The 26,978-nt window shown below is 71.8% G+C and carries 29 protein-coding genes; 23 read left to right on the forward strand and 6 right to left on the reverse strand.

The genetic code is table 11. The features are described from left to right. The 3 genes from ACERZO_RS46645 to ACERZO_RS46655 form a co-directional block, all read left to right on the forward strand. The coding region (locus ACERZO_RS46645; RefSeq protein WP_372672425.1) for a GlxA family transcriptional regulator at positions 1-679 on the forward strand (679 nt) is incomplete at its 5' end. Between the two features lie 71 nt (positions 680-750). Continuing rightward, on the forward strand, positions 751-1,296 hold the full coding sequence (locus ACERZO_RS46650) for a carbonic anhydrase (protein WP_372672426.1): 546 nt from the start codon (positions 751-753) through the stop codon (positions 1,294-1,296). A 5-nt stretch (positions 1,297-1,301) separates the two neighbouring features. Beyond that, positions 1,302-2,024 carry a DJ-1/PfpI family protein gene (locus ACERZO_RS46655; protein WP_372672427.1) on the forward strand — a complete coding sequence of 241 codons (723 nt, stop codon included), beginning with the start codon at positions 1,302-1,304 and terminating at the stop codon, positions 2,022-2,024. Here ACERZO_RS46655 and ACERZO_RS46660 read toward each other — a convergent pair. Then, a complete protein-coding gene (locus ACERZO_RS46660; protein WP_372672428.1) occupies positions 1,960-2,955 on the reverse strand; it encodes a GlxA family transcriptional regulator in 996 nt (331 codons plus the stop codon). The two genes, ACERZO_RS46655 and ACERZO_RS46660, sit on opposite strands and share 65 nt — an antisense overlap. A gap of 71 nt (positions 2,956-3,026) precedes the next feature. Here ACERZO_RS46660 and ACERZO_RS46665 point away from each other — a divergent pair, with 71 nt between their 5' ends. Next, positions 3,027-3,389 (forward strand): cupin domain-containing protein, encoded by a 363-nt coding sequence (locus ACERZO_RS46665; RefSeq protein WP_372672429.1) that lies wholly within the window; start codon positions 3,027-3,029, stop codon positions 3,387-3,389. Between the two features lie 50 nt (positions 3,390-3,439). Here the strand turns inward: ACERZO_RS46665 and ACERZO_RS46670 are convergent, their stop codons facing one another. Further along, the gene (locus tag ACERZO_RS46670; RefSeq protein WP_372672430.1) at positions 3,440-3,934 is read right to left on the reverse strand and encodes an SRPBCC family protein; all 495 of its coding nucleotides are present in this window, start codon (positions 3,932-3,934) and stop codon (positions 3,440-3,442) included. A gap of 100 nt (positions 3,935-4,034) precedes the next feature. Here ACERZO_RS46670 and ACERZO_RS46675 point away from each other — a divergent pair, with 100 nt between their 5' ends. From ACERZO_RS46675 to ACERZO_RS46690, 4 genes are all read left to right on the forward strand, one after another. Further along, complete coding sequence (locus tag ACERZO_RS46675; protein WP_372672431.1) at positions 4,035-4,910, forward strand: helix-turn-helix domain-containing protein; 876 nt, start codon at positions 4,035-4,037, stop codon at positions 4,908-4,910. A gap of 88 nt (positions 4,911-4,998) precedes the next feature. Continuing rightward, positions 4,999-5,964 (forward strand): SMP-30/gluconolactonase/LRE family protein, encoded by a 966-nt coding sequence (locus ACERZO_RS46680; RefSeq protein ID WP_372672432.1) that lies wholly within the window; start codon positions 4,999-5,001, stop codon positions 5,962-5,964. A gap of 31 nt (positions 5,965-5,995) precedes the next feature. After that, positions 5,996-6,892, forward strand: coding sequence for an MBL fold metallo-hydrolase (locus tag ACERZO_RS46685; protein ID WP_372672433.1), 897 nt, complete (start codon positions 5,996-5,998; stop codon positions 6,890-6,892). Positions 6,893-6,920: 28 nt separating this feature from the next. Next, positions 6,921-8,339, forward strand: a complete 1,419-nt coding sequence (locus ACERZO_RS46690; protein ID WP_372672434.1) for a carboxylesterase/lipase family protein — start codon at positions 6,921-6,923, stop codon at positions 8,337-8,339. A 6-nt stretch (positions 8,340-8,345) separates the two neighbouring features. Here the strand turns inward: ACERZO_RS46690 and ACERZO_RS46695 are convergent, their stop codons facing one another. Beyond that, on the reverse strand, positions 8,346-8,810 hold the full coding sequence (locus tag ACERZO_RS46695; RefSeq protein ID WP_372672435.1) for a MarR family winged helix-turn-helix transcriptional regulator: 465 nt from the start codon (positions 8,808-8,810) through the stop codon (positions 8,346-8,348). 71 nt (positions 8,811-8,881) lie between these two features. Here ACERZO_RS46695 and ACERZO_RS46700 point away from each other — a divergent pair, with 71 nt between their 5' ends. The 11 genes from ACERZO_RS46700 to ACERZO_RS46750 all read left to right on the forward strand — a co-directional run bounded on the left by ACERZO_RS46700 (position 8,882) and on the right by ACERZO_RS46750 (position 19,107). Beyond that, positions 8,882-9,748 (forward strand): fumarylacetoacetate hydrolase family protein, encoded by an 867-nt coding sequence (locus ACERZO_RS46700; RefSeq protein WP_372672436.1) that lies wholly within the window; start codon positions 8,882-8,884, stop codon positions 9,746-9,748. A gap of 39 nt (positions 9,749-9,787) precedes the next feature. Beyond that, the gene (locus ACERZO_RS46705; protein WP_372672437.1) at positions 9,788-10,396 is read left to right on the forward strand and encodes a VOC family protein; all 609 of its coding nucleotides are present in this window, start codon (positions 9,788-9,790) and stop codon (positions 10,394-10,396) included. Position 10,397: 1 nt separating this feature from the next. After that, positions 10,398-11,027, forward strand: coding sequence for an NADPH-dependent F420 reductase (locus ACERZO_RS46710; RefSeq protein ID WP_372672438.1), 630 nt, complete (start codon positions 10,398-10,400; stop codon positions 11,025-11,027). 23 nt (positions 11,028-11,050) lie between these two features. Continuing rightward, positions 11,051-11,653 carry a malonic semialdehyde reductase gene (locus tag ACERZO_RS46715; protein WP_372672439.1) on the forward strand — a complete coding sequence of 201 codons (603 nt, stop codon included), beginning with the start codon at positions 11,051-11,053 and terminating at the stop codon, positions 11,651-11,653. Position 11,654: 1 nt separating this feature from the next. Next, positions 11,655-12,632, forward strand: a complete 978-nt coding sequence (locus ACERZO_RS46720; RefSeq protein ID WP_372672440.1) for a C-terminal binding protein — start codon at positions 11,655-11,657, stop codon at positions 12,630-12,632. Beyond that, entirely contained in the window at positions 12,629-13,918 is a 1,290-nt protein-coding gene (gene eno / locus ACERZO_RS46725) for a phosphopyruvate hydratase (RefSeq protein ID WP_372672441.1), read from the forward strand. The genes ACERZO_RS46720 and eno overlap by 4 nt, the downstream gene beginning before the upstream one ends. Then, positions 13,915-16,092, forward strand: a complete 2,178-nt coding sequence (locus ACERZO_RS46730) for a hypothetical protein (protein ID WP_372672442.1) — start codon at positions 13,915-13,917, stop codon at positions 16,090-16,092. The genes eno and ACERZO_RS46730 overlap by 4 nt, the downstream gene beginning before the upstream one ends. Continuing rightward, positions 16,073-16,495: a YciI family protein gene (locus ACERZO_RS46735; protein WP_372672443.1), complete on the forward strand. Its 423-nt coding sequence runs from the start codon at positions 16,073-16,075 to the stop codon at positions 16,493-16,495. Before ACERZO_RS46730 ends, ACERZO_RS46735 begins: the two co-directional genes overlap by 20 nt. Before the next feature lies 1 nt (position 16,496). Further along, complete coding sequence (locus ACERZO_RS46740; RefSeq protein WP_372672444.1) at positions 16,497-18,473, forward strand: acetoacetate--CoA ligase; 1,977 nt, start codon at positions 16,497-16,499, stop codon at positions 18,471-18,473. Positions 18,474-18,651: 178 nt separating this feature from the next. Further along, positions 18,652-18,852 (forward strand): hypothetical protein, encoded by a 201-nt coding sequence (locus ACERZO_RS46745; protein ID WP_372672445.1) that lies wholly within the window; start codon positions 18,652-18,654, stop codon positions 18,850-18,852. A gap of 27 nt (positions 18,853-18,879) precedes the next feature. Further along, entirely contained in the window at positions 18,880-19,107 is a 228-nt protein-coding gene (locus ACERZO_RS46750) for a hypothetical protein (RefSeq protein WP_372672446.1), read from the forward strand. A gap of 230 nt (positions 19,108-19,337) precedes the next feature. On the opposite strand, the gene ACERZO_RS46755 is transcribed toward ACERZO_RS46750, so the two are convergent. After that, on the reverse strand, positions 19,338-20,444 hold the full coding sequence (locus tag ACERZO_RS46755; protein WP_372672447.1) for a Gfo/Idh/MocA family protein: 1,107 nt from the start codon (positions 20,442-20,444) through the stop codon (positions 19,338-19,340). Between the two features lie 40 nt (positions 20,445-20,484). Next, positions 20,485-21,093, reverse strand: coding sequence for a TetR/AcrR family transcriptional regulator (locus ACERZO_RS46760; RefSeq protein WP_372672448.1), 609 nt, complete (start codon positions 21,091-21,093; stop codon positions 20,485-20,487). A gap of 96 nt (positions 21,094-21,189) precedes the next feature. Here ACERZO_RS46760 and ACERZO_RS46765 point away from each other — a divergent pair, with 96 nt between their 5' ends. The 4 genes from ACERZO_RS46765 (at position 21,190) to ACERZO_RS46780 (ending at position 24,034) form a co-directional block, all read left to right on the forward strand. Next, positions 21,190-22,161 carry an aldo/keto reductase gene (locus tag ACERZO_RS46765; protein WP_372672449.1) on the forward strand — a complete coding sequence of 324 codons (972 nt, stop codon included), beginning with the start codon at positions 21,190-21,192 and terminating at the stop codon, positions 22,159-22,161. 75 nt (positions 22,162-22,236) lie between these two features. After that, a complete protein-coding gene (locus tag ACERZO_RS46770) occupies positions 22,237-23,244 on the forward strand; it encodes an alpha/beta fold hydrolase (protein WP_372672549.1) in 1,008 nt (335 codons plus the stop codon). A gap of 303 nt (positions 23,245-23,547) precedes the next feature. Then, the gene (locus ACERZO_RS46775; RefSeq protein WP_372672450.1) at positions 23,548-23,802 is read left to right on the forward strand and encodes a hypothetical protein; all 255 of its coding nucleotides are present in this window, start codon (positions 23,548-23,550) and stop codon (positions 23,800-23,802) included. A gap of 103 nt (positions 23,803-23,905) precedes the next feature. Next, entirely contained in the window at positions 23,906-24,034 is a 129-nt protein-coding gene (locus ACERZO_RS46780; protein WP_372672451.1) for a hypothetical protein, read from the forward strand. A 41-nt stretch (positions 24,035-24,075) separates the two neighbouring features. On the opposite strand, the gene ACERZO_RS46785 is transcribed toward ACERZO_RS46780, so the two are convergent. Continuing rightward, complete coding sequence (locus ACERZO_RS46785; RefSeq protein WP_372672452.1) at positions 24,076-26,889, reverse strand: AbfB domain-containing protein; 2,814 nt, start codon at positions 26,887-26,889, stop codon at positions 24,076-24,078. Between the last annotated feature and the right edge of the window lie 89 nt (positions 26,890-26,978).

Here is a 26,978-nt window from a genome sequence, read left to right on the forward strand (position 1 = left end):
GGCGTACGCGCGTGGCGCGCGGATCGCCTCGGTGTGCATCGGGGCGTTCGCGCTGGCCGCCACGGGGTTGCTCGACGGCCATGTGGCGACGACGCACTGGCGGGAGGCTGCGGAGTTCCGGCGCCGGTTCCCCGCGGTCCGGCTCAATCCCGGTGTGCTTTACGTCGACAATGGCCGGTTGCTGACCAGCGCCGGCCTGTCGGCGGGGATCGACCTGTGCCTGCACATGATCCGGCAGGATCACGGTGCGGCGGCCGCTTCCCGGGTGGCCCGGTACATGGTGGTCGCGGCGCACCGGCCGGGCGGGCAGGCGCAGTTCGCGAGCCAGGTCAGCGAGGACGACGGCCTGTCGGCGACGTTCGGGTGGATGGTCGGCGAGATGCACCGGCCGTTGACCGTCGCCCAGATGGCCCGGCACGCGGGGATGCCGGAGCGCAGTTTCGCGCGCAAGTTCCGGGCCCGGACGGACATGACCCCGATGCGCTGGCTGGCCACGCAGCGGCTGCTGGAAGCGCAGCGGCTGCTGGAGTCGACCCCGTTGCCGGTGGAGGACATCGCGGAACGCACCGGGCTGGGCACGGCGGCCAACTTGCGCTTGCACATGGCGCGCGAGCTGGGCACGACACCGACCGCTTACCGGAAGTCGCGCGCGGCGGGGGAGCCGCTGCGCGCGTCGTAGTGGCTGAAGCCTTTCGCGAAGTGGCTGTCCTGCCCCTCGCCGGGCTCCTGCTGCGTCGGCAGGCTTGAGGTATGAGCAACTTCAAGGAACTGCTGGACAACAACGCACGCTTCGCCGAGACCGACGCCAAGGAGAAGGTGCCGGCCATCCCGTTCATCCCGAACAAGCAGGTTTACGTCCTGACCTGCATCGACCCCCGGGTGGACCCGGCGGCCACCATGGGCCTCGAGCTGGGGGACGCCATCGTGGCCCGCACGGTCGGCGGCCGCGCGAACCAGTCCTTTCTGGACGACCTGGCGTGGATCAGCTACCTGCACGAGACCAAGACCCCGGACGCGGAGTGGTTCGAGATCGCGGTCGTGCACCACACGGACTGCGGTTCGGCGTTGATGGCCGATCCGGAGCTGCGCAAGGGGTTCGTGGAACTCGGTTTCGACGACGCGGAAATCCGGCGGACCGCGGTCGTCGAGCCGTCGGACACGGTCCCGGTCGACGTGCAGGCGATCCTCGACGCACCGACCGTGTCGGGCCGGATCAAGGTCTCCGGCTACCGCTACGACGTGAAGACCGGCCGCCTCGAGCAGGTCGCCGCGCCGCGGTCGCGGGACGGCCGGTAGGTGCCATGACCGGCCACCGTCCACTGAGGATCGGCGCGCTCCTGTTCGAGGGACTGGACCAGATCGACTTCACCGGACCATACGAGGTACTGGCGAAGGTGTCGGAGTCGACGTTCACCACCTACGGCCCGGTCGCCGGCCCGATCGCCGACACGAGCGGCCTGGTCCTGCGGGTCGATGCGGTGCTCGAAGAAGCGCCGCAGCTCGACGTGCTGCTCGTGCCCGGGGGCCCCGGGCAGCAGGAGCTGATGCACGACGAACGGGTGCTGGCCTGGCTCCGGAGCCAGGCCGCGGGCGCCACCTCCGTGTTCTCCGTCTGCACCGGCGCCCTGCTGCTCGGCGCGGCCGGGCTGCTGCGCGGGGTGCGGGCCACGACGCACTGGGCGTGCGTGCACCTGCTGCCGTACTTCGGTGCGGACGCTTCGGACGAACGGGTCGTCATCGACGGGCGCCTGGTGAGTGCCGGCGGCGTCACCGCGGGGATCGACGGCGCGCTCCGCGTCGCGGAACTCCTGCGCGGCACCGAAGCGGCGCAGACGATCCAGCTCCTGCTGCAGTACGCGCCCGAGCCGCCGTTCGACTGCGGTACGCCGGCGACCGCGCCGCGGCACATCGTCGACGCCGCCCGGCGGCCCATGGGCGACCTCACCGCGGCGAGGCTGGTCACCGCGCGGCGGTTCGCGGAGGGGGCTGCCGGAAGTAGGCCGACCGGTACTGGCTCGGGGTGAGGCCGGTGCTGCGCCGGATCAGCCGCCGGAGGTTCGACGCGGTGCCCAGGCCGCTGCGGGCCGCGACGTGGTCCAGGCCGCCGGAGCCGGTTTCCAGCAGCCGCCGGGCCAGTTCGACCCGCTCGAGGTTCAGCCACGCCAGCGGGGTCGTGCCCAGCTCGGTGCGGAACCGGCGGTGCAGGGTGGTCACGCTCTGGCAGGCGTGGGCGGCGAGGTCGTTGACGGTGAGCGGGGTGTCCAGCCGTTCCCGGGCCCACGCCAGTGTGTCGCTGAGCGACTGCTGGTGCGGTTGCGGCACCGGTTTCTCGACGAACTGCTTCTGGCCGCCTTCGCGGTAGGTCGAGAAGACGAGCCGCCGGCCGACCGCGTTGGCGACCTCGGCGCCGTGGTCGGCGCGGACGAGGTGCAGGGCCAGATCGAGCGCGGCCGCGCTGCCCGCCGAGGTCAGGACCGAGCCGTCGTCGACGAACAGCTGGTCCTCCCGCAGGTCCACGGCGGGGAAGCGGCGCCGGAACTCGTCGGCGAGCTGCCAGTGGACGGTCGCCGGGCGGTGGTCGAGCAGACCGGCCTCGGCCAGGGTGAACGCGCCGGTGCACAACCCGACGATCCGGGCGCCCCGCTCGTGCGCCTCGCGCAGCGCGGCGAGCACGGAGGGCCGGGCTGGGGTGTCCACGTCGGGCCGGTTCGGCACGAACACCGTGTGGACGTCCCGCAACGCCGACAGCGGCGCGGTGCTCCCCACGGTGAACATGCGGTCGCGGACGGGGATCGAGCGGTGCGGGGCGATGACCTGCAGTGTGTAGAGCTCCCGCCCGATCTCCGGCCGGCGCCGCGCGCCGAACACTTCGCACACGCAGCCGAACTCGAAGGGGTTCGATCCCTCGTCGAGGAGCAGGCCGACCGGAATCGGGTGGTAGGAATCGCGCGGCATCCGCCATTTCTACCACTGTTTTCCCGGCCGCTCCGGCGGCACGATCGGCGAGAACCACGAGGAGGGTGACCATGACGGCGATCGATTTGGCGCACGAAGCGGCGGGGCTCACGGAGTTCTGGTCGCAGCGGGTGCTCGCCGAAGCCAACGGCAACCTGTTCAAGGTCGCGAAGGGCATCGGCTCGACCACCTGGCACCAGCACGACGACCAGGACGAGACGTTCCTGCTGCTCAGCGGCCGGTTGCGGATCCAGCTCCGCACCGGCGACGTCGAGTTGCGCCCCGGCGACCTCTACGTGATCCCGCGCGGGACGCAGCACTGCCCGGTGGCGGAAGAGGAGGCCCGCTTCCTGCTGATCGGGCCCGCGGTCACCTCGACCGCCGCCGGGGGCAAGCCGGCGTGGAGCTTCGCTGGCGGGACCGAGCCGAGCTGACCGGTCCGGCCGGCCGCGCCTGTCGCGCGCGGCCGGCCGTTCCGTCGTTGCTATCGCTGCGATCCGCCCTGCTCGGAGACCCATTGAGCGAGCGCCGCCAGGGTGGTCTCGACGCTGGCCGCCATGTACTCGCGCAGCGCTTCCAGGTCGGGTCGGGTCCGGCCGAGCACCGGGTCGAAGCGCAGCAGCTGCCAGGATTGCCGAGCCAGGGTCCCGCGTCCGCGGGCACGGAAGTCCCACGCCCAGCGGACGATGCCGTCCTCGGTGCCGCCGACGACGAAGCTGAACGCCCTTCCCGGGTCGGCTCGCTCCACTTGGGACCGGGTCGTCCATTCCCGGTCGGCCCGGCGGTTGGCGCCGCTGAACCACGCGCCCGGCCACGGGCCGTGGCCGTCGTCGTAGGACACGGCGCTCGCCGTGGGGCTCCACCGGCCGATGGCGGAGACGTCGCTGATCAGGTCGTAGACGCGGGCGGGGGTGGCGTCGACCCACGCGCTCCTGGTGAAGGCGAATCCGGTCACGTCGAGTTCCTCGGTGATGTTCACCAGCTCAGCCCACCCGTGCGAGCGCCCCGTTGCCAGCCCCGCCGTTACCTACCCCCAGCTGGGGCAGGCTGACGGCGGCGAGGCGATCGATACTGGAGCCATGACCGGAAAGACGCAGCTCGGAGCCTTCCTCCAGGCCCGGCGAGCCCAGGTGCGGCCCGAAGACCTCGGGCTGCCCACCTACGGCGAACGCCGGCGGGTGCCGGGGCTGCGCCGGGAGGAGCTGGCCCTGCTGGCCGGGGTGAGCGCCTCGTACTACACCCGGCTGGAGCAGGGCCAGTCCCTCAGCGCGTCGGCCGAGGTCCTCGACGCGATCGCCGGGGCGCTGCGGCTGGACGACCCGGAACGGCGGCACCTGCACGACCTGGCCCGGGCCGACCGGCGCCGTCCCCGGAACCGGCGGCCCGCGCCGGAGCGGGTGACCGAGGCGGCCGGGCAGCTGCTGGACGCACTGGCCGGGGTGCCCGCGATCGTGCTCGGCCGGCGCACCGACGTGCTGGCCTGGAACCGGCTGGGGCACGGGCTGTTCGCCGGTCACCTGGACTTCGCCGCTCCGGGCCGGCCCGCCGAGCGCCCGAACATGGCCCGCCTGGTGTTCCTCGACAGCCACACCCGGGAGCTCTACGCCGACTGGACGGGCAAAGCCCGCGCGGTCGTCGGGAACCTGCGCCTGGTGGCGGGGGAGTACCCGGACGACGCGGTGCTGCACGCCCTCGTGGGCGAGCTCAGCGCCAAGAGCCCCGAGTTCGCCGGCATGTGGGCCGACCACCGGGTCAAGGCCTGCGCGGTCGCCCCGTACGAGATGCGGCACCCACTCGTCGGCACCCTCACCGTGCTGCAGCAGACCCTGAGCAGCGGCCAGGGGCCCGCCGTCGTCGTCGCGACGGCGGAACCGGGCTCGCCCGCCCAGGCCGCCCTGACGCTGCTCGCCCAGGCGGTCGAACGCGACACCGCTCCGGCCTCGACGCCGGTCTGACCCGGCCCGGCCGAGTCCACCACCCCTCCACACACCCCCGCGCGCCGGTGTGTCGCCGGCGCGCGCCCGCAAAACGAGTGAAGGAACCATGTTGTCCAAGAAGCTGCCCTGGTACACGACCTCGGCATCCGTCCTGGCCGCCGCGAGCGTCGCGCTGACCGCCGCGCCCGCGTCCGCTGTCACCGCTCCGCTGCACGACGCGCGGATCGCCACCCACTTCGACCTGGCCACCGGGCAGACCCCGGAGAACGTCGCCCTGACCCCCGGCGGCGCCCTCGACGTCACGTTCGCGGCGGGGCGGCAGATCGCCGAGATCGCCCCGGGCGGGTCGGTCCGTGTGCTGGCCACCCTGCCCGCGCCCGCCGACGGGGGCGTCCACACCCCGGTGCTCGGCTTCCCGCTCACCGTCGGGATCACCCGCGCGGCCGACGGCACGCTCTACTTCCTCTACGCCACCGGCACGTCCGACCTCACCGGCGTTTGGCGGCTGCGGCCCGGCGGCCGGCCGCAGCGGATCGCCGCGCTCCCGGCCGAGGGACTGCCCAACGGCCTGGCCCTCGACCCGGCCACCGGCACCCTGTACGTCACCGACTCCGTGCTCGGCACCATCTGGCGGATGCCGGCGGCCGGCGGCACTCCGACCGCGTGGTCGACCGCGCCGGAGCTGGCTTCCACCGGCTTCCTCGGCGCCAACGGCCTGAAGCTGCACGACGGTGCGGTGTGGGCCACGAACCTCGACCGGGGCACCGTGCTGCGCATCCCGATCCGGCGGGACGGCAGCGCCGGCGCGGTGCGGACGGTCGCCACCGGGCTGGCAGGCATCGACGACTTCGCGTTCACCGGCCGGGGAGACGAGCTGCTCGCCGCGCTCAACGGCCCCAGCGAGGTCGCGCTCGTGCGGCCCGACGGGAGCCACGCGATCGTGCTCACCCCGGCCGACGGCCTGCAGAACCCCACCTCGGTGGCCGTGCGCGGCCGCACCGTCTACGTGTTCAGCGCCGCCTACGTCACCGCGCAGGACCCGAACCTCGTCGTCGCCGACCTCGGCTGCTGACCGAACCCCTTTCACCGCAAGGAGAACCGTCATGGACCAGATCGCACTGGGCGAGGTCACCGTCACCCGCGTCGAGGAGACGCACGGCCCCATCATGCCCACCGATCAGTTCTTCCCCGACGTGCCCGAGGAGGCCTGGCAGGAGCACCGCGAGTGGCTGGTGCCCGACCACCTCGGGGCGGACGACACGATGGTGCACGTCGCCATGCAGTCGTGGGTGCTGCGCAGCGGCGGCCGGACCATCCTGGTGGACACCGGCGTCGGCAACGGCAAGGCCCGGCCCGCGGTGGCGGCGTGGGACCACCTGGACCTGGACTACCTGGGCGCCCTCGCCCGGGCCGGCGTCCGGCCGGAGGACGTGGACCTGGTGGTCAACACGCACCTGCACGTCGACCACGTCGGCTGGAACACCCGCTGGGACGGGGAAAACTGGGTGCCCACGTTCCCGAATGCCACCTACCTGATGCCCGAGGCGGACTTCGAGTTCTGGAACCCGGCGAACAACTCCGGGATCGCCGGCGGGGTCAACGAGAACGTCTTCGAGGACAGCGTGGCCCCGGTGCACGCCGCCGGCCAGGTGCAGTTGTGGGAAACCGGCCACGTCATCGACGGCAACCTGCGCCTGGAGGCCGCGCCCGGGCACACCCCCGGATCGAGCGTGGTGAAACTGGAATCCGGCGGCGACCGGGCATTGTTCGCGGGCGACCTGATGCACACCCCGCTGCAGGTCACCCACGCCGAGCACAACAGCTGCTTCTGCGAGGACCCGGCGCAAGCACGGGCGACGCGCCGCCGGTTGCTGGGCTGGGCCGCGGATTCCGCCGCGCTGGTCCTGCCCGCCCACTTCAGCGGCCACAGCGCGCTCGAGGTCGAACACCGCGGCAGCGGGTTCGGGATCAAGAACTGGGCCCCGTTCCCCCGGTACTGAACCGGGACCGGCAGAGAGGAGACGCACGATGGCCGCGACCGGATCCAGCACGGTCACCACCAGCGGGGGACCGGTCCGCGGTCGCCGGCACGACCACGGCACCGTCCACTTCGACGTGCCCTACGCCAAGGCACCCCTGGGGATCCGGCGGTTCGCCCCGCCGGATCCCCACCCGGGGTGGTCCGGAGTGCGCGACGGGACGCGGCCGGGCCCCACCGCGCCGCAGCCGGCACGGGACTCCTTCGGGGTGCTCGACATGTCCCCGTACTTCGGCCCGGGCTGGCAGCGCGGCGACGACTACCTGACGGTGAACGTCTGGGCCCCGCCGGCGGACGGCTCGCCGCGCCCGGTACTGGTGTTCGTCCACGGCGGCGGGTTCGTCGCGGGCTCCAACCGAGCACCGCTGTACGACGGCACGGCCTTCGCGCGGGACGGCGTCGTGCTGGTGACCGTCAACTACCGGCTGGGCATCCCCGGGTTCCTCCACCTCCCGGACGCCCCGGACAACCGGGGCCTGCTCGACGTCGTCGCCGCTTTGCGGTGGGTGCGGGACAACGTCGCGTCGTTCGGCGGCGACCCGGGCAACGTCACGCTCGCCGGGCAGTCCGCCGGCGCCATCATCGTCGGTGGCGTGCTCGCCGAGCCGGCCGCGGCCGGTCTCTTCCACCGGGCGATCGTCCAGAGCGGCAGCGGCACCGGCGCTTTCGCACCCGAGCAGGCGGCCATGGTCACCGAGCGGGTGGGCCGGCACTTCGGTGTCGAGCCCTCCGCCGCGGCGCTGGCCGACGTCCCGGAGGACCGGCTCGTCGCGGTCCTGGCCGACCTGGCGGGACTGGATCTGCGCACGCCCACGCACCACCATCCGCTGGGCGGCATCACGTCGTTCAGCCTGGTGAGTGAACGCCAGCCGGTCGAGGCCGCCGGTGGCAGTGCCGTCGACCTGCTGATCGGCGACAACCGCGACGAGGGCAGCCTTTACCTCGCGCCCGTGGGCAAACTGGCGGGCAGCACCGACCTCGACGTCCGCGAGACGGCCGCGCTCTTCCACCGCGACCCCGACGACGCCGTGCGCGGCTACCGGAACCGGTACCCGCGGGCGGGCGCGGCCGAGCTGCGGACGCGGGTGCTCAGTGACGGCCTGTTCCGCACCGGCACGCACGCGCTGGCGACGGCCCACACCGCCGGCCCGACCTACCGCTACGAGTTCGGCTGGCGGTCGGACGCGGTCGACGGGCAGCTGGGCGCCAGTCACGTGATGGAGCTGCCGTTCGTCTTCGACACCCTCACGCTGCCCGCGCTGCGCGGGCCGCGGAAGCTGCTCGGCACCGGCGAACCGCCCGCCGCACTCGCCGCCCGGACGCACCGCTCGTGGGTCGCGTTCGCCGGGTCGGGTGACCCCGGGTGGGCGGAATACTCGCCCGGCGGGCACGTCGAAGAGCTGGTGTAGCCGCGGTCAGCCCTGCTCCCGCGCCGCCAGCCGGGCGTTGACCTTGGCGCTGATGGCCGCGAGCGCGTCGAGTTCCTCCGGGGTGAGGTGGTCGATGACCACCTCGCGGATGTCCGAGACGTGCTGGGGAGCCGCCGCTTCGATCAGCTTCGTGCCCTCGGCGGTGATGGCGATCACCGAGCCGCGCTGGTCGGTGTCGCAGGGTTCCCGGCGCACCAGGCCGCGTTTCTCCATCCGCGTCAGGTGCTGGGACAGGCGGCTCTTCTCCCAGTGCAGCAGCCGGCCGAGTTCGTACGACCGCAGCGGTGCCGCCGCTTCCGACAGGTGCGCGAGCACCTGGTAGTCCGCATTGGACAGACCACACCGGTGCCGCAGCTGCCGGTCGACGAACTCGGTCAGGCCCTCCTGCATCGCCATCAGGCTCCGCCACGCCCGTTCTTCCCGGTCGTCCAGCCACCGCACCTGCGTCATGGTCCGAGCCTACCGAAGTGGTTGACACGTTAACAAGTTGCGGCGTAGCTTCTGGTTAACACGTTAACCAAATGTGGGAGACAGACATGAAGGTCGCGAACGTCTCGGGACGGCTGCACCTCGTCCGCGACGGGCGGGTGCTCGACGTCGCCAAGGCGAGCGGGGGCCGGTTCCCGGCCGAGCCGGGGGAGGCCTACGCCCGGTGGGAAGAGCTGACCGGGTGGGCGGCGGACCAGCCGGACGACGGGTTCACCGAAGCCCCGCCCGCCACGGAACTGGGCGCGCCCGTCCCGGCGCCGCGGCAGGTGTTCGCGCTGGGCACCAACTACCGCAAGCACGCGGAAGAGGTCGGCTGGCCGATCCCGGACACCCCGCTCGTGTTCACCAAGTTCCCCAGCTCGGTCACCGGCCCCGACGCGCGGGTCGGGATCACCGGACCCCGAGTGGACTGGGAAGTCGAGCTCGTCGTCGTGATCGGGGCCGGCGGCCACCGGATCGCCGCGGCCGACGCGTGGCCGGCGATCGCCGGTTTCACGGTGGGGCAGGACATCTCCGACCGGGATGTCCAGATGCGCCCGGCGGCGACCCCGCAGCTCGGGCTGGGGAAGTCGTTCCCGGGCTTCTCACCGATCGGGCCGGTCGTGGCCGACCTCGCCGAGGTGGGCGACCCGCACGCCCTCGGCCTGCGGTGCTGGGTCAACGACGAGCTGGTGCAGGACGGGCGGACCGACGACTTCGTCTTCACCATCCCGGAGGTCGTCGAGTACCTCTCCGCCGTCGTCACGCTCCTGCCCGGCGACCTCATCTTCACCGGCACCCCCTCCGGGGTCGGCACCGCCCGCCGTCCGCCGCGCTTCCTCGCCCCGGGCGACGAAGTGCGCAGCGAAATCGCCGGGATCGGCGCGATGACGACGACCTTCGTCGCGCGGCCGGCCTGACCCCCGATTCCGGAAAACCCCACCACGCAAGGAGAAGTGATGCCCAACCCCCGCAAGCGACGTCCGATCATCGCGCCGAAGCTGCACCACGCCACCTTCCTCACCCTCAAGCTCGACGAGATGGTGTCCTGGTACGAGCTGGTCTGCGGGCTCACCCCGGTCCACTACGGCGAAAGCGCCGCGTGGCTGACCAACGACGAAGCCAACCACCGCATCGCCCTGATCGCGCACCCGAAGATCAAGAAAGCCGTGGACAAGCCGACCAGTGCCGGGCTGCACCACACCGCGTTCGAGTACACCGACTTCGACCAGTGGCTCGACAACTACGTGCGGCTGAAGGACGAAGGCATCGTCCCGTTCATGTCGCTGGACCACGGGGTCACCATGTCGACCTACTACGCCGATCCCGAAGGCAACGGCGTCGAGATCCAGGTCGACGCGTTCGGCGACTGGAGCGAGTCCACCGAATGGATGTGGGCCTCGCGCGAGTTCGCCGCGAACCCGCTCGGCGTGTACTTCGACCCGGACCAGCTGGTCGAGGCCCGCGAGCAGGGCCTGACCAAGGACGAGATCCACGCGGGCGCGCGGGCGGGCAAGTACCCGCCGGAGGTCCCGCCCGCCGACGTCCTGCTGCCGGAGGCGTACTGACGTGAAGTTCGGGATGATCGGGGCCGGGACGCTGTCCCAGGCCATCGCCAGCCACCCGCTGAAGGCGGGCCACGAAGTGGTCTTCAGCAACAGCCGGGGGCCGGACACCCTGACCGAGCTGGTCTCCCGGCTCGGCCCGGGAGCCTCCGCCGGCACCATCGCCGAAGCGGGTGAAGCCGATTTCGTCGTCTTGGCCGTGACTTGGCGCCGCGTGCGGGAAGCTTTGAAAGCGCTTCCCGACCGGCCGGGCCGGATCCTGATCGACGCGACCAACCAGTGGGCGGACCCGCCTCCGGCCGCCGTCTTCGACAACTTGGACGTCGGCGGCAGCGAGTTCGTCGCCTCGCTCCTGCCGGACGCCCACGTGATCAAGGCGTTCGACAACCTCTACGGGCCGGTCATCGCGGCCGACCCGGTCACCCCGGTGGGCCGCCGCATCCTCTTCCACGCCGGGGACGACGCGGACGCCAAGGCTCGCTTCCGCGCGGTGGCCGAGGAATTCGGCTACGCGCCGGTGGACCTCGGGCCGCTGACGATGGGCCGGCTGATGCAGGTCGACGGACCCCTGACCGGGCTGCACGCCATCCGCGAAGACATCGCACACCCCGTCGGCATGCCCGACCGGTCCTAGCAAACTCCTTGGAAGGAACGAAGATGACCTCGCCGCTCAACCCGGTGAACCCGGAGGCGAAGCAGGTGCTGTTCACCGGCGCCCGGACCGCGAACACCTTCGCGGAGACCCCCGTGCGCGACGAAGAGCTCGCGGAGATCTGGGAACTCGCCAAGTGGGCGCCCACCGCGGCCAACACCCAGCCGCTGCGCGTGCTGTTCGTCCGCCCGGGCGAGGGCCGCGACCGGCTCGTCAAGCACCTGGACGAAGGCAACCGGGCCAAGACGCAGTCCGCGCCGGCGGTGGCCGTCCTCGCGATGGATACCCGGTTCCACGAACACATCCCGGCACTGCTGCCCTACAAGCCGGAGCTGAAGGAGGTCTTCGCGGCGAACCCCGCGATGCGGGAGGACACCGCGACCTTCAACGCCACCCTGCAGGCCGGGTACTTCATCCTCGCCGTCCGCGCGGTCGGGCTGGCGGCCGGCCCGATGGCGGGCTTCGACGCGGCCGCCGTCGACGCCGAGTTCTTCCCGGAGGGGCGGTTCCGCTCGATCCTGGTCGTCAACATCGGGCACCCCGGGGAGAACCCGTGGTTCCCGCGGCTGCCGCGCCTGGCCCACGACGACGCGCTGCAGTGGGTCTGACGTGCCGGGCACCGTGCTGCTCACCGACCGGGCCTGGCCGGACGACGAGGTCGAACGCGGCGTCATCACCGCCGCCGGGTTCGACCTCGTCGCCGGCCCCGGCGAACCGGCCCCGGCGGAGCTGATCGAGGACCTCGTCCGCGAACACCGGCCCGCGGCGATCCTGACCTGCTGGGCGCCGGTGACCCGCGCGGCGATCGAGGCGTCGCCGGCGTTGCGGGTGGTCGCCCGCATGGGCGTGGGGCTCGACAACATCGACGTCGAAGCCGCGACCGAGCGCGGTGTGCTCGTCACCAACGTCCCGGACTACTGCGTGCCGGAGGTGTCCGACCACGCGCTCGCGCTGGTGCTCGCCTGGACCCGCGGGATCGTGGCGGCGGACCGGGCCGTGCGGGCCGGGCGGTGGGACCCCGCCGCCGCCCGGCTGCGCCGGCTCGGCGCGCTGACCTGCGGGATCGTCGGGTACGGGCGGATCGGCCGGGAGACCGCGCGCAAGCTCGGCGCCTTCGGCTGCACCCTCGTCGCCACCGACCCCCTCCCGCCGGCCGACCCCGGTCCCGTCCGGTTCACCGACCTCGACACGCTGCTCGCCCTGAGCGACGTCGTGATCGTGCACGCGCCGCTGACCCCGGAGACCCAAGGGCTGATCGGTGCGCCCCAGCTCGCCCGGATGCGGCCCGGTGGCCTGCTCGTCAACGTCAGCCGCGGCGGGCTCGTCGTGACGTCCGCGGTCCAGGCCGCGCTCGCCGGCGGGCACCTCGGCGGCGCCGCCCTCGACGTCCTCGACAGCGAACCCCACGTGCCGCCGGAGCTGCTCACCCAGGAAGGTGCCGTGCTGACCCCGCACATCGCGTTCTCCTCCGACCGGTCCCTGCTCGACCTGAGACGCGGCGCGGCCGAAGAGGTCGTGCGCGTCCTGCGGGACGAGCCCGCGCGGCACCCGCGCAACGCCCCGGCCGGACCGGGGGTACCGGCATGACCGGCCGGACCATCGAGCGGATCCACGCCCGCCAGATCCTCGATTCCCGCGGGCGGCCGACCGTCGAAGTCGACGTGCGGCTCGCCGACGGCACCCTCGGCCGGGCGTCGGTCCCGTCCGGGGCCTCGACCGGCACCCACGAGGCCCACGAGCTGCGCGATGGCGATCCGGCCGACTTCGCGGGCCTGGGCGTGCGCCGGGCGGTCGCCGCGGTCGACGGCGAGATCTCGGCCGCCCTGCGCGGGCACGACCCCGCCGACCAGAGGGGCATCGACGCGGCACTGCGCGGACTCGACGGGACCGCGAACCTGACGCGGCTCGGCGCGAACGCCGTCCTCGGCACGTCGCTCGCGGTGTGCCGCGCGGCCGCGCTCGCCGCCGGCCGGCCGCTGTACCGGCACATCGCCGAGCTCGCCGGGGTGCCCGCCCCGGTGCTGCCGATGCCGATGGTCAACATCCTCTCCGGCGGCCTGCACGCCGGCCGGGGCATGAACGTCCAGGACTTCCTGGTGGTGCCCGCCTCCGCGAACACCATCGGCGAGGCCCTGCACCAAGTCGCGAAGGTGCGTGCCGCCGCGAGCGAAGTCGCGGCCGCCCGGGGCCTCCCGACCCTGCTCGCGGACGAAGGTGGCCTGTCGCCGGGCTGCCCCGACAGCCGGACGGCGCTCGAGCTGATGGTCGAGATCTTCGCAACGGCCGGCCTGGAACCCGGGGTGGACGCGCTGATCGCGATCGACGTCGCCGCGCACTCGCTCGCCGGCCCGGACGGCCGCTACCGCTTCGGCCGCGAAGGGGTCACCCGGACGACGCCGGAGGTGATCGACCTGATCGAGGGCTGGGTCCGCGACTTCCCGGTCGTGTCCGTCGAAGACGGTCTCGACGAGGAGGACTGGGCCGGCTGGACGACGCTGACCGCCCGCCTCGGCGAGCGGGTCACCCTGATCGGCGACGACCTGTTCACCACCAACCCGGCGCGGTTGACGCACGGGGCCGCGCTCGGCGCGGCGACCGGGATCCTGGTCAAGGTCAACCAGAACGGCACGCTGTCCGGGACGCTCGACGTGCTCGCGGACGCCCGCGCCGCCGGGTACGTGCCGGTCGTCTCGGCGCGGTCCGGCGAAACCGAGGACGACTTCCTGGCCGACCTCGCCGTCGGCACCGCGGCCGGGCAGATCAAGGTCGGCTCCCTGCGCTGCTCGGACCGGCTCGCGAAGTACAACCAGCTCCTGCGCATCGCCGAGGACGACCGCGTTCCGTTCGCCGGAGCACCGGGAGCGCGGTCGTGACGGACACCCGGGCCGAGCCGGGCGTGGCCCGCGCGTTCCTGCACCGGGCCGGGCTGCAGGCACCCGGCGAAACCGCGACCTGGACACCGCTGGCGGGCGGGGTGTCGGCCGACCTGTGGCGCGTCGACCTCCCCGGGCGCACGATCTGCGTCAAGCGCGCGCTGCCTACGCTGCGTGTCGCCGCCGAATGGCACGCCCCGATCGAGCGCAACAGCGCCGAGTACCGCTGGCTGTCGGTGACGGGCCGGTACGCGCCCACCGCCGTCCCGCGCCTGCTCGGGCACGATCCCGACGCCGGCGTGTTCGCCATGGAGTACTTGCCGCCGGCGACGCACCCGGTCTGGAAGGCCGAGCTGATGGCCGGCCGCGTCGACACCGGGTTCGCCACCGCGGTGGGCGACCTGCTCGGCCGGCTGCACGCCGCGTCCCGGCACGACCCCGGCCTGCCCGCGGCCTTCGCGACCGACGAGGCCTTCGCCGCCCTGCGGCTGGACCCGTACCTGCGGACCACCGCGCGCCGCCGTCCCGAGGTGGCGACCGTGCTCTACGACCTCGCCGACCGCACCGCGGCGATCCACCGGGTCCTCGTGCACGGCGACGTCAGCCCGAAGAACATCCTGCACGGGCCGGCCGGGCCGGTGCTGCTCGACGCCGAGTGCGCCTGGTTCGGCGACCCCGCCTTCGACCCGGCGTTCTGCCTCACCCACCTGGTGCTGAAAACCCTGGTGCGCCCGGACCGCGAAGCCGAGCTGCGGACGGCGGCGGAAAGCTTCCACCGGGCCTACTTCGCGCACGTGGACTGGGAACCCCACGCCGAGCTCGACCGCCGGATCGCCACGCTGCTCCCGGCGCTCCTGCTCGCCCGCGTCGACGGGTCGTCACCCGTCGAGTACCTGACCGCCGAACGCGCCCGCACCGCGGTCCGGGACTTCGCGGTCGCCACCTTGACCTGGCCCGAACCGTCGACGGCCGCCGTCCTCGGCCGGTGGGCCGCCGCCGGCACCCCGAGGGGGACCATGACCGCGAACGACCGCAACCACGCCCTGCTCAGCACGCGCCGCTCGGCGGACCGGGTCGAGGTCTCGGTGCGCGAAGTCGAGCTGCCCCTGCCCGCCGCCCCGGACGACATCGTCGTCCGCATGCTGGCCGCGCCGATCAACCCCTCGGACATCGGCTCGCTGCTCGGGGGCGCGGATCCCGCCACCGCGCGGCGCACGGGGGAGCGGACCCTGGTGCTCGAGGTGCCGCGGCCGGCCGAGGTGGACCCGGCCACGCTCGGGGTGGTCCGCCCGCTCGGCCTGGAGGGCGCGGGCCGGGTCGTCGCGGCCGGAGCCGGCCGCGCGGCGCAGGCCCTGCTCGGCCGGGTCGTCAGCGTCATGGGCACCGGCACGTTCGCCCGGTACGTCCGGGTCCGGGCCGGCGACAGCGTCGCCCTGCCCGGCCACATCCCGCCCGCGCAGGGGGCGGCCGCCCTGATCAACCCCCTGACGGTGCTCGGCATGGTCGAAACCATGCGGGAGGAGGGGTTCACCGCCCTCGTCCACACCGCCGCCGCGTCCAACCTCGGCCGGATGCTGCAGCGGCTCTGCCTCGCCGAGGGCATCGGCCTGGTGAACGTCGTGCGGCGGCCCGACCAGGTCGAGCTGCTGCGTTCGCTCGGCGCCGAACACGTGGTGAGCACGTCCTCGCCGGCGTTCTTCGAGGAACTGGTGGAGGCGTTGCGCGCCACCGGGGCCACGCTCGCCTTCGACGCCGTCAGCGGCGGGACACTGCCCGCCGACATCCTGGCGGCCATGGAGCAGGCCGCGATCCGCGGCGGCGCCGGCTTCCCGCACGGCCCCCGCTACGGGACGACCGTGCCCAAGAAGGTCTACTCCTACGGCGGGCTCGACGCCCGCCCGAGCACGATCGAGCGCCGCTTCGGCTTCACCTGGTCGATCGGCGGCTGGCTGGTGTTCCCGTTCCTCGAGCGGATCGGCCCGGAACGCGCCGCCCGGCTCCGGCGCCGCGCCGTCGACGAGATCGGCACGACCTTCGCCAGCGGCTACACCGGCACGGTCTCGCTCTCCGCCCTCACCGACCCCGAAACGCTGCGCGCCGTCAGCCGGCGCGCCACCGGCGAAAAGTACCTCCTCGACCTGGAAGGGACCGACGATGACCGAAGCGTCCGATGACCTGACCTTCGACCCGCACGGCGACGGGCGGACGCTCGAGGAGCTGCTGCCCGATCTGCGCCAGGTCCAGCTGTACATGATCCGGATGGACATGATCGAGCCGGTCGCGTCGCCGATCGATTTCCTGCTGCCGCACCTGCGCGAGCACGCCCTGTGGCTGCGCCACCAGGAGCGGACGGGCGCGCTGTTCATGTCCGGCCCCAACCGGTGCGACGAGGAGTGGGACGGCAGCGGCACGGCCATCATCCGCGCGGAGTCGCTGGCGGACGCCCGCCGGATCGCCGAGACCGAACCGTTCCACACCAAGGGCCTGCGCGTGAACACCGCGCACGGCTGGCAGCTCAGCGAAGGCGCGCTGCGGCTGAACATCAACCTCTTCGACAACCGGTTCGAGATCGGCTGAAATGGTTTCGCACGCTCCCCTCTGGTGTCCCGACCCGGACGTGGTGGCCGGCTCGGCCATCGCCCGCTTCGCCGGTCACGTCGGCCGGCCGGCCGACACCTACGCGCAGCTGTGGCGCTGGTCGGTCGACCACCTGCCGGAGTTCTGGGCCGCCGTCCGGGACTTCTTCGCCGTCGAGGCCGAAGGCGAGCCGGAGGCCGTGCTCGCGGACGCCGGGATGCCCGGCGCCCGCTGGTTCCCCGGCACGCGGCTGAACTACGCCCGGCACGCGCTGAGCCACGGCACTGATCCGTCCACAAAGGACACGGTGGCGGTGACCGCGATCGCCGAGGACGGCGCCACGATGACCACCACCTGGGCCGGGCTGCGGGCGCAGGTCGCCTCCGTCGCCCGGTGGCTGCGCGGCGTCGGCGTCGGGGAAGGGGACCGCGTGGTCGGCTACCTGCCTGCCACGACCCCCGGCCTGGTCGCCTTCCTGGCCACCGCGAGCATCGGCGCCGTGTGGTCGGCGTGCGGCCCCGACTACGCTGCCGCCGGAGCGCTTTCCCGGTTCGCGCAACTGGAACCGGTCGTCCTGTTCGCCACCGACGGGTACCGGTGGAACGGGCGCGCGCACGACCGCCGCGCGGAAGTCGCCGCGCTGCGGGCCGGGCTGCCGACGCTGCGGGTCACCGTCCACGTCCCGCACCTCGGCACCGACGCCGACCCGCGAACCGCCGTGGCGTGGGACGACGTCAGCACCCGGACGGCCGACCTCGAGTTCACGCCGGTCGACTTCGCGGCCCCGCTGTGGGTGCTGTTCTCCTCCGGGACGACCGGCGTGCCCAAGGGCATCGTGCACGGGCACGGCGGCGTCGTGCTCGAACACCTCAAGCTGCTGGGGCTGCACCTGGACGCCGGCCCCGGCCGTCCGTTGTTCTGGTACACCACCACGAACTGGATGATGTGGAACCTCGCCGTCTCCGCGCTGCTCGTGGGCGCGCCCGTCGTCCTGTACGACGGCAGCCCCACCCATCCGGACCCCCTCCGGCTGTGGCGCATCGCCGCCGCCCACGGCGTCGCGGTGCTCGGCGTCAGCCCGGGTTACCTGCTGGCGAACGCCAAGGCCGCCACCCACCCGGGCCGCGACTTCGACCTGTCCCGCCTGCGCACCCTGGGGGTCACCGGTGCGCCGCTGCCCGCGCCGTCCTACCACTGGGTCCACGACGAGGTCGGGCCGCACATCCAGGTCGCCTCGACCAGCGGCGGCACCGACGTCGTCAGCGGGTTCGCCGGCAGCGCGCCCACGACCCCCGTGTGGGCCGGGGAAATCTCCGCGCCGCTGCTCGGCGTCGCGCTGGAGGCGTGGGACGACGCCGGGCGGCCGGTCGCCGGCGACGTCGGCGAACTCGTCGTCACGAAGCCGATGCCGTCCATGCCGCTGCACTTCTGGAATGACCCTGGTGACCGGCGGTACCGCGAGGCGTACTTCTCGACGTATCCGGGGGTCTGGCGGCACGGGGACTGGCTGCGCACCACCGATCACGGCTCGGTGATCGTGTCCGGCCGCTCCGACGCCACCCTCAACCGCAACGGCGTCCGGCTGGGCAGCGCGGACATCTACGCCGTCGTCGACAAGCTCCCCGCCATCGCCGACTCCCTGGTCGTCGGCGCCGAGCTGCCCGACGGCGGTTACTGGCTGGTGCTGTTCGTGGTGCCGGCCGCCGGGGTGGTGTTCTCGGCGGAGTCAGCGGCGGAGGTGAAGGCGGCGATCGCGGCCGAAGCGTCCCCGCGGCACGTGCCTGACGACGTGATCGCTGTCCGAGCCCTGCCGCACACCCGCACGGGAAAGCGGCTGGAGGTGCCGGTCAAACGGCTCATCCAAGGACACCGGTTGGAGGAGGTCGTCAGCCGGGACGCCGTTGACGATTTCGCGGCACTGGCCGCGTTCACTACGTACGCGCGCGGTCGATCTTCGCGCCCTGACCGGCGATTGTGACCTCCGCTTCCCGTTGAGTCCGACATCGACATCGCCTTCGACCTATTCGGACAGGGGATGTCGCTGTTTCAGGCGGTGCATTTGGCGCATGTCGGACACTGTGGCGTTTCGGACGCAAGTGCTTCGGTTGTCGGCTTCTGTTCGCGGACGCCGTTCTCGGGTAATGGTGGCGGAGCGGGTGTGGGCGAGTCCGGCGCAGGTGCTGCGGATCGCGAATCAGGCCGTCGTGGTCGGCGGACCAGTGGCGCGGTTGCTGATCATCACGGCGGCGTGGACCGGGTGCCGGTGGGGTGAGCTCGCGGCCCTGGTCTGGTTGCTGCGTCGGCATTTGGAGACGCATCCGTTCGAGTTCGTGTTCACCAACGCGTGTGGCACCTGATTGTGGCGCTCGAGCTGCGCCCGGCGGGTGCTGCGCCCAGCGATCGACGGCGGTGGCAGGGCAGGGGTGCGGCTGTATGCGGTCCAGCCGGGGTTGACGTTCCACCGCCTGCGGCACAGCCACAAGACATGGCTGATCGCCGGGGGAGCGGCCGAGATCGCGCAAGCCCGCCGGCTGGGTCATCACCTGCCGAGCCGAGTGGTGGAGGTGTATTCGCATGTGGCGCCGGGCACCAAGCCGGTCAAGAGCGGTTGATCGCCCACCTGCAACATTCCTCATGGCGACCCCAACCTCGGCCGTGCTTGGGCCCGAGCAACCCGACTTCGTGGCCGACCTCCGAGTCGGGTTCACGAACTATGTGACGTCCGGCGATGACCAGGGCGAAGACCCCGAGGCTCGGCGAGACGACTCCGGCCCAGGCGCGCCTGTGTGCTACCGGGATCGGGATCGCGTTCGGTGTGACGGTGTTGTTCTTGGCCTCCTTGTCAGAGGCCGGGCAGAGACACTCGTCGTCCTTCGGCAGCGGATCGGCCGATCGCGTCCAGGAGCCGGTGACGTCTGACGGCGTGGCTGAAGTCCGGGGCGGTCGCGGTGCCGTGGGTGAGATCGTCGCGGACCGCCGCGTATGCGTGCGCCAAGGTGTGAATCGGTGTTCCGGCCAGCTGGGGGTAATCGTCGTAGCCGTCGGGCAAGGTCAGCTCCGACAGCCGGGTGCGACCGCGTGACCCGCGTACCGTGACCGGGCCGAGGTGCGGGTACCCGCCGGCGGCGGTGACCTCGAGAGTTCCCTCGGTGCCGTCGACCAGAAGAGAGAACCCAGGTCCGGACAGCGTTCCGCCGCGGTGATGGACGGAGAGAACGGCTCCGCCCGGCAACGTGCCCGAGACGGCGATCTGATCCTCGGCCGTCATCGGGACCGTCCGGCCGGTGCGGTCCAACGGGACGAGCGGTCGCCGGACCGCTGTCGAAGCGACTACGTCCTGCAACTCGCCGACGATCATGGACACCAGGTCGATGGTGTGCCCGAAGGCGATGGTGAGCATCGTGGCCCCGAGTGCGCGGTCGAGCGTGTACCGCATGCGCTCCGAGACGGGGGTGCCCCACTCGACCGAGGACGCCAGCACCGTCGCGGACAGCACCTTTCCCACGTATCCGCCGGCGACGAGGTCGGCCAGCCAGCGGACGGTGGGGGAGGAACGCCCTTGGAGCCCGACGAAGGTCCGCGTCCCGCGGGCGGCTTGGTGCATTTCCTCGGCCTCGGCCAGATCGACGGCGAGCGGCCACTCGCTGAGCACCGGTACTCCCGCCGCCAGCACGGGCAAAATCAGCTCGCGATGCCTGGGCACCTTGACCGCGACGACCACCAGGTCGACGTTCTCGTCGTCGGCGAGCTGCTCGACCGACGCGTAGCCGGGCACCCCGAACGCGGCGCCGGCCGCGACCGCCGAGGCTTCGGAGCTCGTCGCCAGAGCGCTCAGTTCCATGCCGTCGACGGCCGAAAGCGCGGGCAGGTGTGCTCCGGCCGCCCATCCTCCCGACGCGCTCAGGCCCACGATCCCGACACCGGTCGGCCGTCTTTCGCGTTCTCCCACCGCTTTCCTTCCGGATTCGTTCGTCAGCTGAGGTGCGGGGCTACTGGCCCGGCCAGGCGAGCAGCGCCGTGGCGACGATCTCGTCGAGTTCGTCGGTCCCCAGGCCGTTCGCGGCTTGGACCGCGATGCCGAATCCCATCGTCATGACGAACCGGGCGAGACGTCTCGGATCGGCGTCCGGCCCGAGGTCGCCCTCGTCGACAGCACGCCGGAAGCGCTCCTCGAGCCGTACGCCCGCATCGTTGCGCCAGTCGAGGAGCACGTCGTGTGCCGGGCGGCCCTGCTCGCTCAGCGCCAGTGCGCCCTGAACGGACAGGCAGCCGGCGGGGGCGCCGGGCGATGTGGTGGTCCGGACGGCTCCCCGGAGGAACGCCTCGGCCACCGCTCGTGCCGTGGGCTCGTGCAGGGCGCGCGTCGCGTAGGAGGCCGGCCCCTGGGCGTAGCGCTCCACGGCCTTGCGGAAGAGCTGCTCCTTGTTGCCGAACGCGGCATACATGCTCGACTTGGTGATTCCCATGGCGCCGGTCAGATCCGTCAGGCTCGTGCCGTCATACCCCCGGGCCCAGAACACCTGCATGGCGCGCTCGAGCGCCTCCTCGACGTCGAACTCCCTGGGGCGGCCGAACGCCGCGCTCCGCGAACCACTCATGACCCAGACTTTAGTACCGATCAGTCCTGATGTGCTAGCGTTCTGTACCGATCGGAACTTAAGTAGCCGACCTCACCTCAGGAAGAGGACATCACCATGCAAACCACGTCACTCGGAGGGCTGAAGGTCTCCCGCATCGGTCTCGGCGCGATGGGAATGTCAGCCTTCTACACCGGAGCCGGCCGGCTGGACGACCAGTCGATCCGCACGATCCGGCACGCCCTGGACCTCGGCGTCACCCACCTCGACACCGCCGAGGTCTACGGCCCCTTCGTCAACGAAGAGCTGGTCGGCCACGCCGTCAAGGGGCGCCGGGACGAAGTTGTCCTGGCCACCAAGTTCGGCCTCGTCTCGCACACCGGGCGCCCCGGTCCGGACAGCACCCCGGCCGGCATCCGGATCGCCGTCGAGGGATCGCTGCGGCGCCTGGGCACCGACCACATCGACCTCTGCTACCAGCACCGCGTCGACCCGGACACCCCGATCGAGGACACCGTCGGAGCCCTGGCCGGCCTGGTCGCCGAGGGCAAGGTCCGCCACATCGGCCTGTCCGAGGCAGGCCCCACGACGATCCGGCGCGCGCACGCCGTGCACCCGATCGCCGCGGTGCAATCCGAGTACTCGCTGTGGACCCGCGACCTCGAAACGGAGGTGCTGCCGGTCCTGCGCGAGCTCGGGATCGGCCTGGTCCCGTACTCGCCGCTCGGCCACGGGTTCCTCACCGGCACCATCCGCTCGCTGGACGGCCTCGACGCCGACGATTGGCGCCGCACCAACCCGCGGTTCACCGGCGGCAACCTCGAACTCAACCTGCGCATCGTCGACGAGGTCAACGCGGTCGCCGCCGAAGCCGGGGCCACCCCCGCGCAGGTCGCCCTGGCCTGGCTGCTCGCCCAGGGCGACGACATCGCCCCCATCCCCGGCACCACCCGCATCGACCGGCTCGAGGAAAACACCGCCGCCGACGGCGTCGGGCTCACCGACGCCCACGTCGCCCGGCTGAACAACCTGGAGTCTGCCGTCGGTGACCGCTACGACGAAGCCAACATGGCTGCCCTCGACCGCTGAGCGACAGCGAACTCGCGGACCAACCGATCGGCCCGGGGCCGATCCCACTTTCAGAGGAAAAACATGAGCAAGAGAATGACTGTCTTGACCAGGGCGGTGGTTGCCGCCGTCACTGCGGCCACCGCTGTCGTGGGGACCGGCCTGGTCTCGGCCGATGCCGCCGTGACCGCAAGGCCGGAGTCGGCTGCCGTGCAGAGCGCCGCCGGCCAGACCAACGAATCGTCCGCCCGGCCGCTCGGTTACCAGTCGAACTACGCGTGGGTGAACGGTTTCCGGATGCACTACCTCCGGGGAGGCAGCGGCTCACCGGTCGTTCTTCTGCACGGCTTTCCGCAGACGTCCGCCGAGTGGGAGCCGCAACTTCAGGCGCTCGCGAAGAACCACACCGTGATCGCTGTCGACCTTCGTGGAACCGGTGACTCCTCAGTTCCGGAGACCGGCTATGACACGACACAGTTGGCTGACGACGTGCACACGCTGCTCGCTCACCTCAACCTCGACAAGGGCATCCAGATCGTGGCCCACGACATCGGCGCGTGGATTGCCTACCCGTACGCCGCGATGTGGCCCAGCGAGGTCAGCAGGATGGTGGTGATGGAGGGGCCCATCCCCGACCGGTCCCTCTACACGTTCCCGGCCTTCTCGCCCGAGGGTGAGCTTTCGACGTGGCACCTGGGCTTCTTCCAGAAGGACTTCGCTCAGGATCTGGTCCGCGGGCACGAGCGTGACCTGGTCAAGGGGTTCATCGAGCAGTACCTGGCAGTGGACAGCGCGTTCGACGACGGCGACTACGAGTTCTACGCCCGCTACCTCCGCGAGCCCGGCCGGTTCAAGGCGTGGATGGACATGTACCAAGCGCTGCACACCGACATTGCCCAGAACGAGAAGTTCCGTGAGTCGGGGCCACTGAAGATGCCTGTCCTGGCCGTCGGTGGCGAAGAGGCGCTGAGCAGTGCCGTCGGTACACAGTGGAAGGGCTACGCTTCGAACGTCGAGACCCGGGTGATGGCCGGCACCGGCCACTGGCTCACCGAAGAACGACCGCGGGAGCTCACCGCGCTGCTGCTCGAGTTTCTGCGTTGACGGCCGGAGGCGCCGACACCAACCTCTGAACGTCAGGGCGTGCACTGTCCGAGGACCTTGCACGCCCTGACCATTTGTCGGTGCGCTCGGATCGTCTCCGCCCGTGAGCGAACGCAGGACGACTCCGACGGCGGCTTCAGATGCTGCACCTGGTCGCCGCGGGCAGAACGGCCAGCGGCCCCTGAGCAAACGGACAGGGGTCCGTTGCCCGGCACCCAGTGGCTGAGCGGCTGTAGGTCAACCGCGAACCTCAAGGTGGGGTTGTAGATCAACTCGGTCCTCGGACACTTACCATCGCCCCACGTGCGGATCGACCTTCCGGATGTCACCGAGCCGCCCGATTGGTTCGCGGATCTGGTTCTTGGTTCAGCCGCTACAGCTTCGGTTTCACGTTCATGTTCAGGCGCGCCTCAGTGCACCACCGCAACGGTGGTGAAAGACAAGCCGGCGGAGAGCAGCGGGAGCACCGCGTGCGTGATGTCCTCGGCACTGCTCGGCCGGCCCGGGTCGGCCCTGGTCAGCCTCAACCAGCCTGACCTGCTGTTGTGTAGCTTTTGATGGCGTCAGGCCGTCGGAGCGTCCGCCGGGAGTGCTGTTGGCCACTGTTCGAAGCGCCGGCGCCGGGGTATTCGCGAGACTGGAAGCAGTCGAAAGGACCGACGTGAACGAGAACCCCACGCCCCGGCTCGTCGCAAACCCGAACCGCATCCAGGTGCGGACCGAAGCGGACCTGCGCCGCGGGGCGCCGCCCGCGGAGCCCGAGGTCGAAGCCGTGCCCGAGCGGCACTGAGCCCGGTCCGGTGTGGAGTGTCCACACCGGACCGGCTCCGGTTACGGGGCCCAGGGTGCGGCGACGGTCCAGCTGCTGTCCGCCGTCACCGTCTGGGGACGGTCGGAACCCGTTCCGCCACCGGAAGCGATGTACACGGCGGAATCGAAGTGCCGCAGGAACGCGCCCGGGATGTTGAGCGACTCGAACGTCACGCCGGTGCCACCCAGCCCCGGCCGCGTGCAGAACGTCGCGTCCGCGTGCATCAAGGCCGATCCGTCGTCGACCGAGTTGCGGACGCGCCCGTCCTGGTGCCGCAGGAACTGCCCGGGGTAGTTCACCGACTCGAACGAGTAGCACGACGACTCACCGAGCCCGCGCCGCACCGTGTACGTCGCGTCCTGCTTGAGCAACGCGCTGCTGCCGCTGTTCACGACCTCGGTGTAGGCGAGGCCGCCCGCGTGCCGCAGGTAGCGGTCGGTGTAGCCCCACGTCGTCACCCGCAGCGACTGCCGCGCGTTCACCGCCAGGGGCACCGAACTGCGCCACAGCGCCGGCGCCGAGACGTCCCAGGTCGCGTCGGCGGCGAAGCTCGTCGCGGTGTCCCACGGGTTCGGGCCGCCGCTCACGGCCAGGTACACGGTTTCGTCGTAGTGCCGCAAGTACCGGCCCGGCAGGTTCAGCGACTCGAACGACGTCCCGCCGGCGGCGAGCCCCGGCCGGTCGCACCAGGTGGCGTCCGCGGCGAACGTGCCGCCGGTGTCGCCGTCGATGCGGACGCGGTTGTCGGCGTGCCGCAGGAACTTCCCGGGGAAGTTGACCGATTCGAACGAGAAGCAGCGCGGGTTCGCGAGGCCCGGGACGGTCCGGAACGAGCCGTCCTGCCGCGGTCCGTCGGCGCTGCCCGTGGTCAGCACGTCGGTGCGGGCGAAGGAGTCCGCGTGCCGCAGGTACCGGTCGGTGTACCCGGGCGTGGTCACCCGGAACGACCGGATGTGCCCGAGCGTCAGCGGCACCGCGGCGTTCAGGTTCTTCGAGGCGTTGATCAGGTCGGTGTGCGCCGCGCGGACCAGCGCGGTGTCGACCTTCTGCACCCGCCGGTCGTAGGTGAGCAGCCCGTTGTACTCGCCTTCGACGTCGGTGATCTCGGTGTAGACGAACGCCGACAGGCCCTTGGTGGTCATCAGCTGACGTGCGTCCCGGACCATGCCGGTGTAGCGGTCGTTGAGCTGCGCCGCGCTCGCCATCTGCTCGTAGGCGAAGAACTTGCCGGTGGGGCTGTACTCGTGCCCCGGGTTGCGCAGGCCGAGCCCGCCGAACTCGCCCAGCACCGACACCCGCGCCCCGGCCGGCCGTGGCGCGTCCGGCCCGGTGTACACGTGCCAGTCGATGATGTCCCCGGTGCCCGGATCACCCTTCGACGCGCAGCAGTTGAACCCGCTGTGCGCGTCGACCAGCCGCGTCGGGTCCTGGTTCTTGATGTTCGTCGTGACGCGCCTGGTCTCGGCCAGGTTCCACTCGCCCCAGCCTTCGTTGAACGGCACGTAGGTGATGACGGCGGGGGAGAAGCGGTGCTCGTCGACGATCTCGCGTGCTTCGGTCTCGAACTCGGCGATCTGCGCTGGCGTGCGGTCGGCGTTCGCGTTCGTGGTCGACGGGATGTCCTGCCACACCAGCAATCCCAGCTTGTCGGCCCAGTAGTACCAGCGGGCCGGCTCGACCTTGATGTGCTTGCGGACCATGTTGAAGCCGAGGTCCTTGTGCTTCTGCAGGTCCGAGGCCAGTGCGGCGTCGGTCGGCGCGGTGTACAGGCCGTCGGGCCAGAAGCCCTGGTCCAGCGTGCCGACCTGGAACACGAACTCGCCGTTGAGCGTCGGGCGCAGCACGCCGTTGACGTTCTTCGTGCCGACCTCGCGCATGCCGAAGTAGCCGACGACCTGGTCGACCGTCGTACCCGCGGCGTCGCGCAGCGACACGCGCAGGTCGTAGAGGAACGGGTCGTCGGGTGACCACCGCCGCGCGTTCGGCACCGGCACCGAGAACTCGGCGAAGCCGCCGGTCGCGCTGCCGGCGACGGCGCCGCCGGTCACCGCCTCGGCGAGCACGGAGTAGCCGCTGACGTCCCCGCGGCCGAACACCCGCACGCGTGCGGTGTTGTCGGCCAGGTTCGGGCGGATGTCGACGGAGTAGATCGACGTCGGCGCGGTCGGCTCGAGCCAGACGGTCTGCCAGATGCCCGAAGTCGGGGTGTAGAAGATGTCCGACGGGGTGGTGGCCTGCTTGCCGACCGGCTGCTTCTCGTCGCGGCCGTTGGTCGGGTCGTAGACGCGCACGACGACCTCGTTCGCGCCGCCGTTCAGCCGGGCGGTGATGTCGGCTTCGAACCGGTCGTAGCCGCCCTTGTGCGAAGCGACCTGGACGCCGTTGACCCACACGGTGGCTTCGTAGTCGACGGCGCCGAAGTGCAGCTGCACGTGCCGCCCGGCCCAGGCCGCCGGCACGGTGAAGGTGCGGCGGTAGAACATCAGGTCGCGGTTGTCGTTGCGCATGATGCCCGACAACGCGGATTCGACCGGGTAGGGGACCAGGATGCGCTCGGGCAGGGTCTGCCCGAGCGGCGGCGCGGCGTAGCGGTCGACGCTGCCGTTCGCGCCGGTGGCGGGGTTGAGGAACTCCCACTCACCGTTGAGCGACTGCCAGTCGGGCCGCGTCAGCTGCGGCCGTGGGTACTCGGGCAGCGGGTTCGTGGTGCTGACCTGCGAGGTCCACGGCGTGGACAACGGCGGTGGCTTGGGTGCGACGGCGGCGTCGGCCGCGGGCACCACGGGAACGATCGTGCACAGCAGTGCGAAAACCAGGACGAAGAGACGGCGCATCGGACTCCCCTTCGGACGCGCACGGAACCGCGCACCGGCCTGGCGGGGACGGCGAAGCACTCCGGGCGGGCGGGCACGCCGAGCCCGGA

Source organism: Amycolatopsis kentuckyensis (assembly GCF_041679295.1).
Classification (GTDB): Bacteria; Actinomycetota; Actinomycetes; order Mycobacteriales; family Pseudonocardiaceae; genus Amycolatopsis; species Amycolatopsis kentuckyensis_A.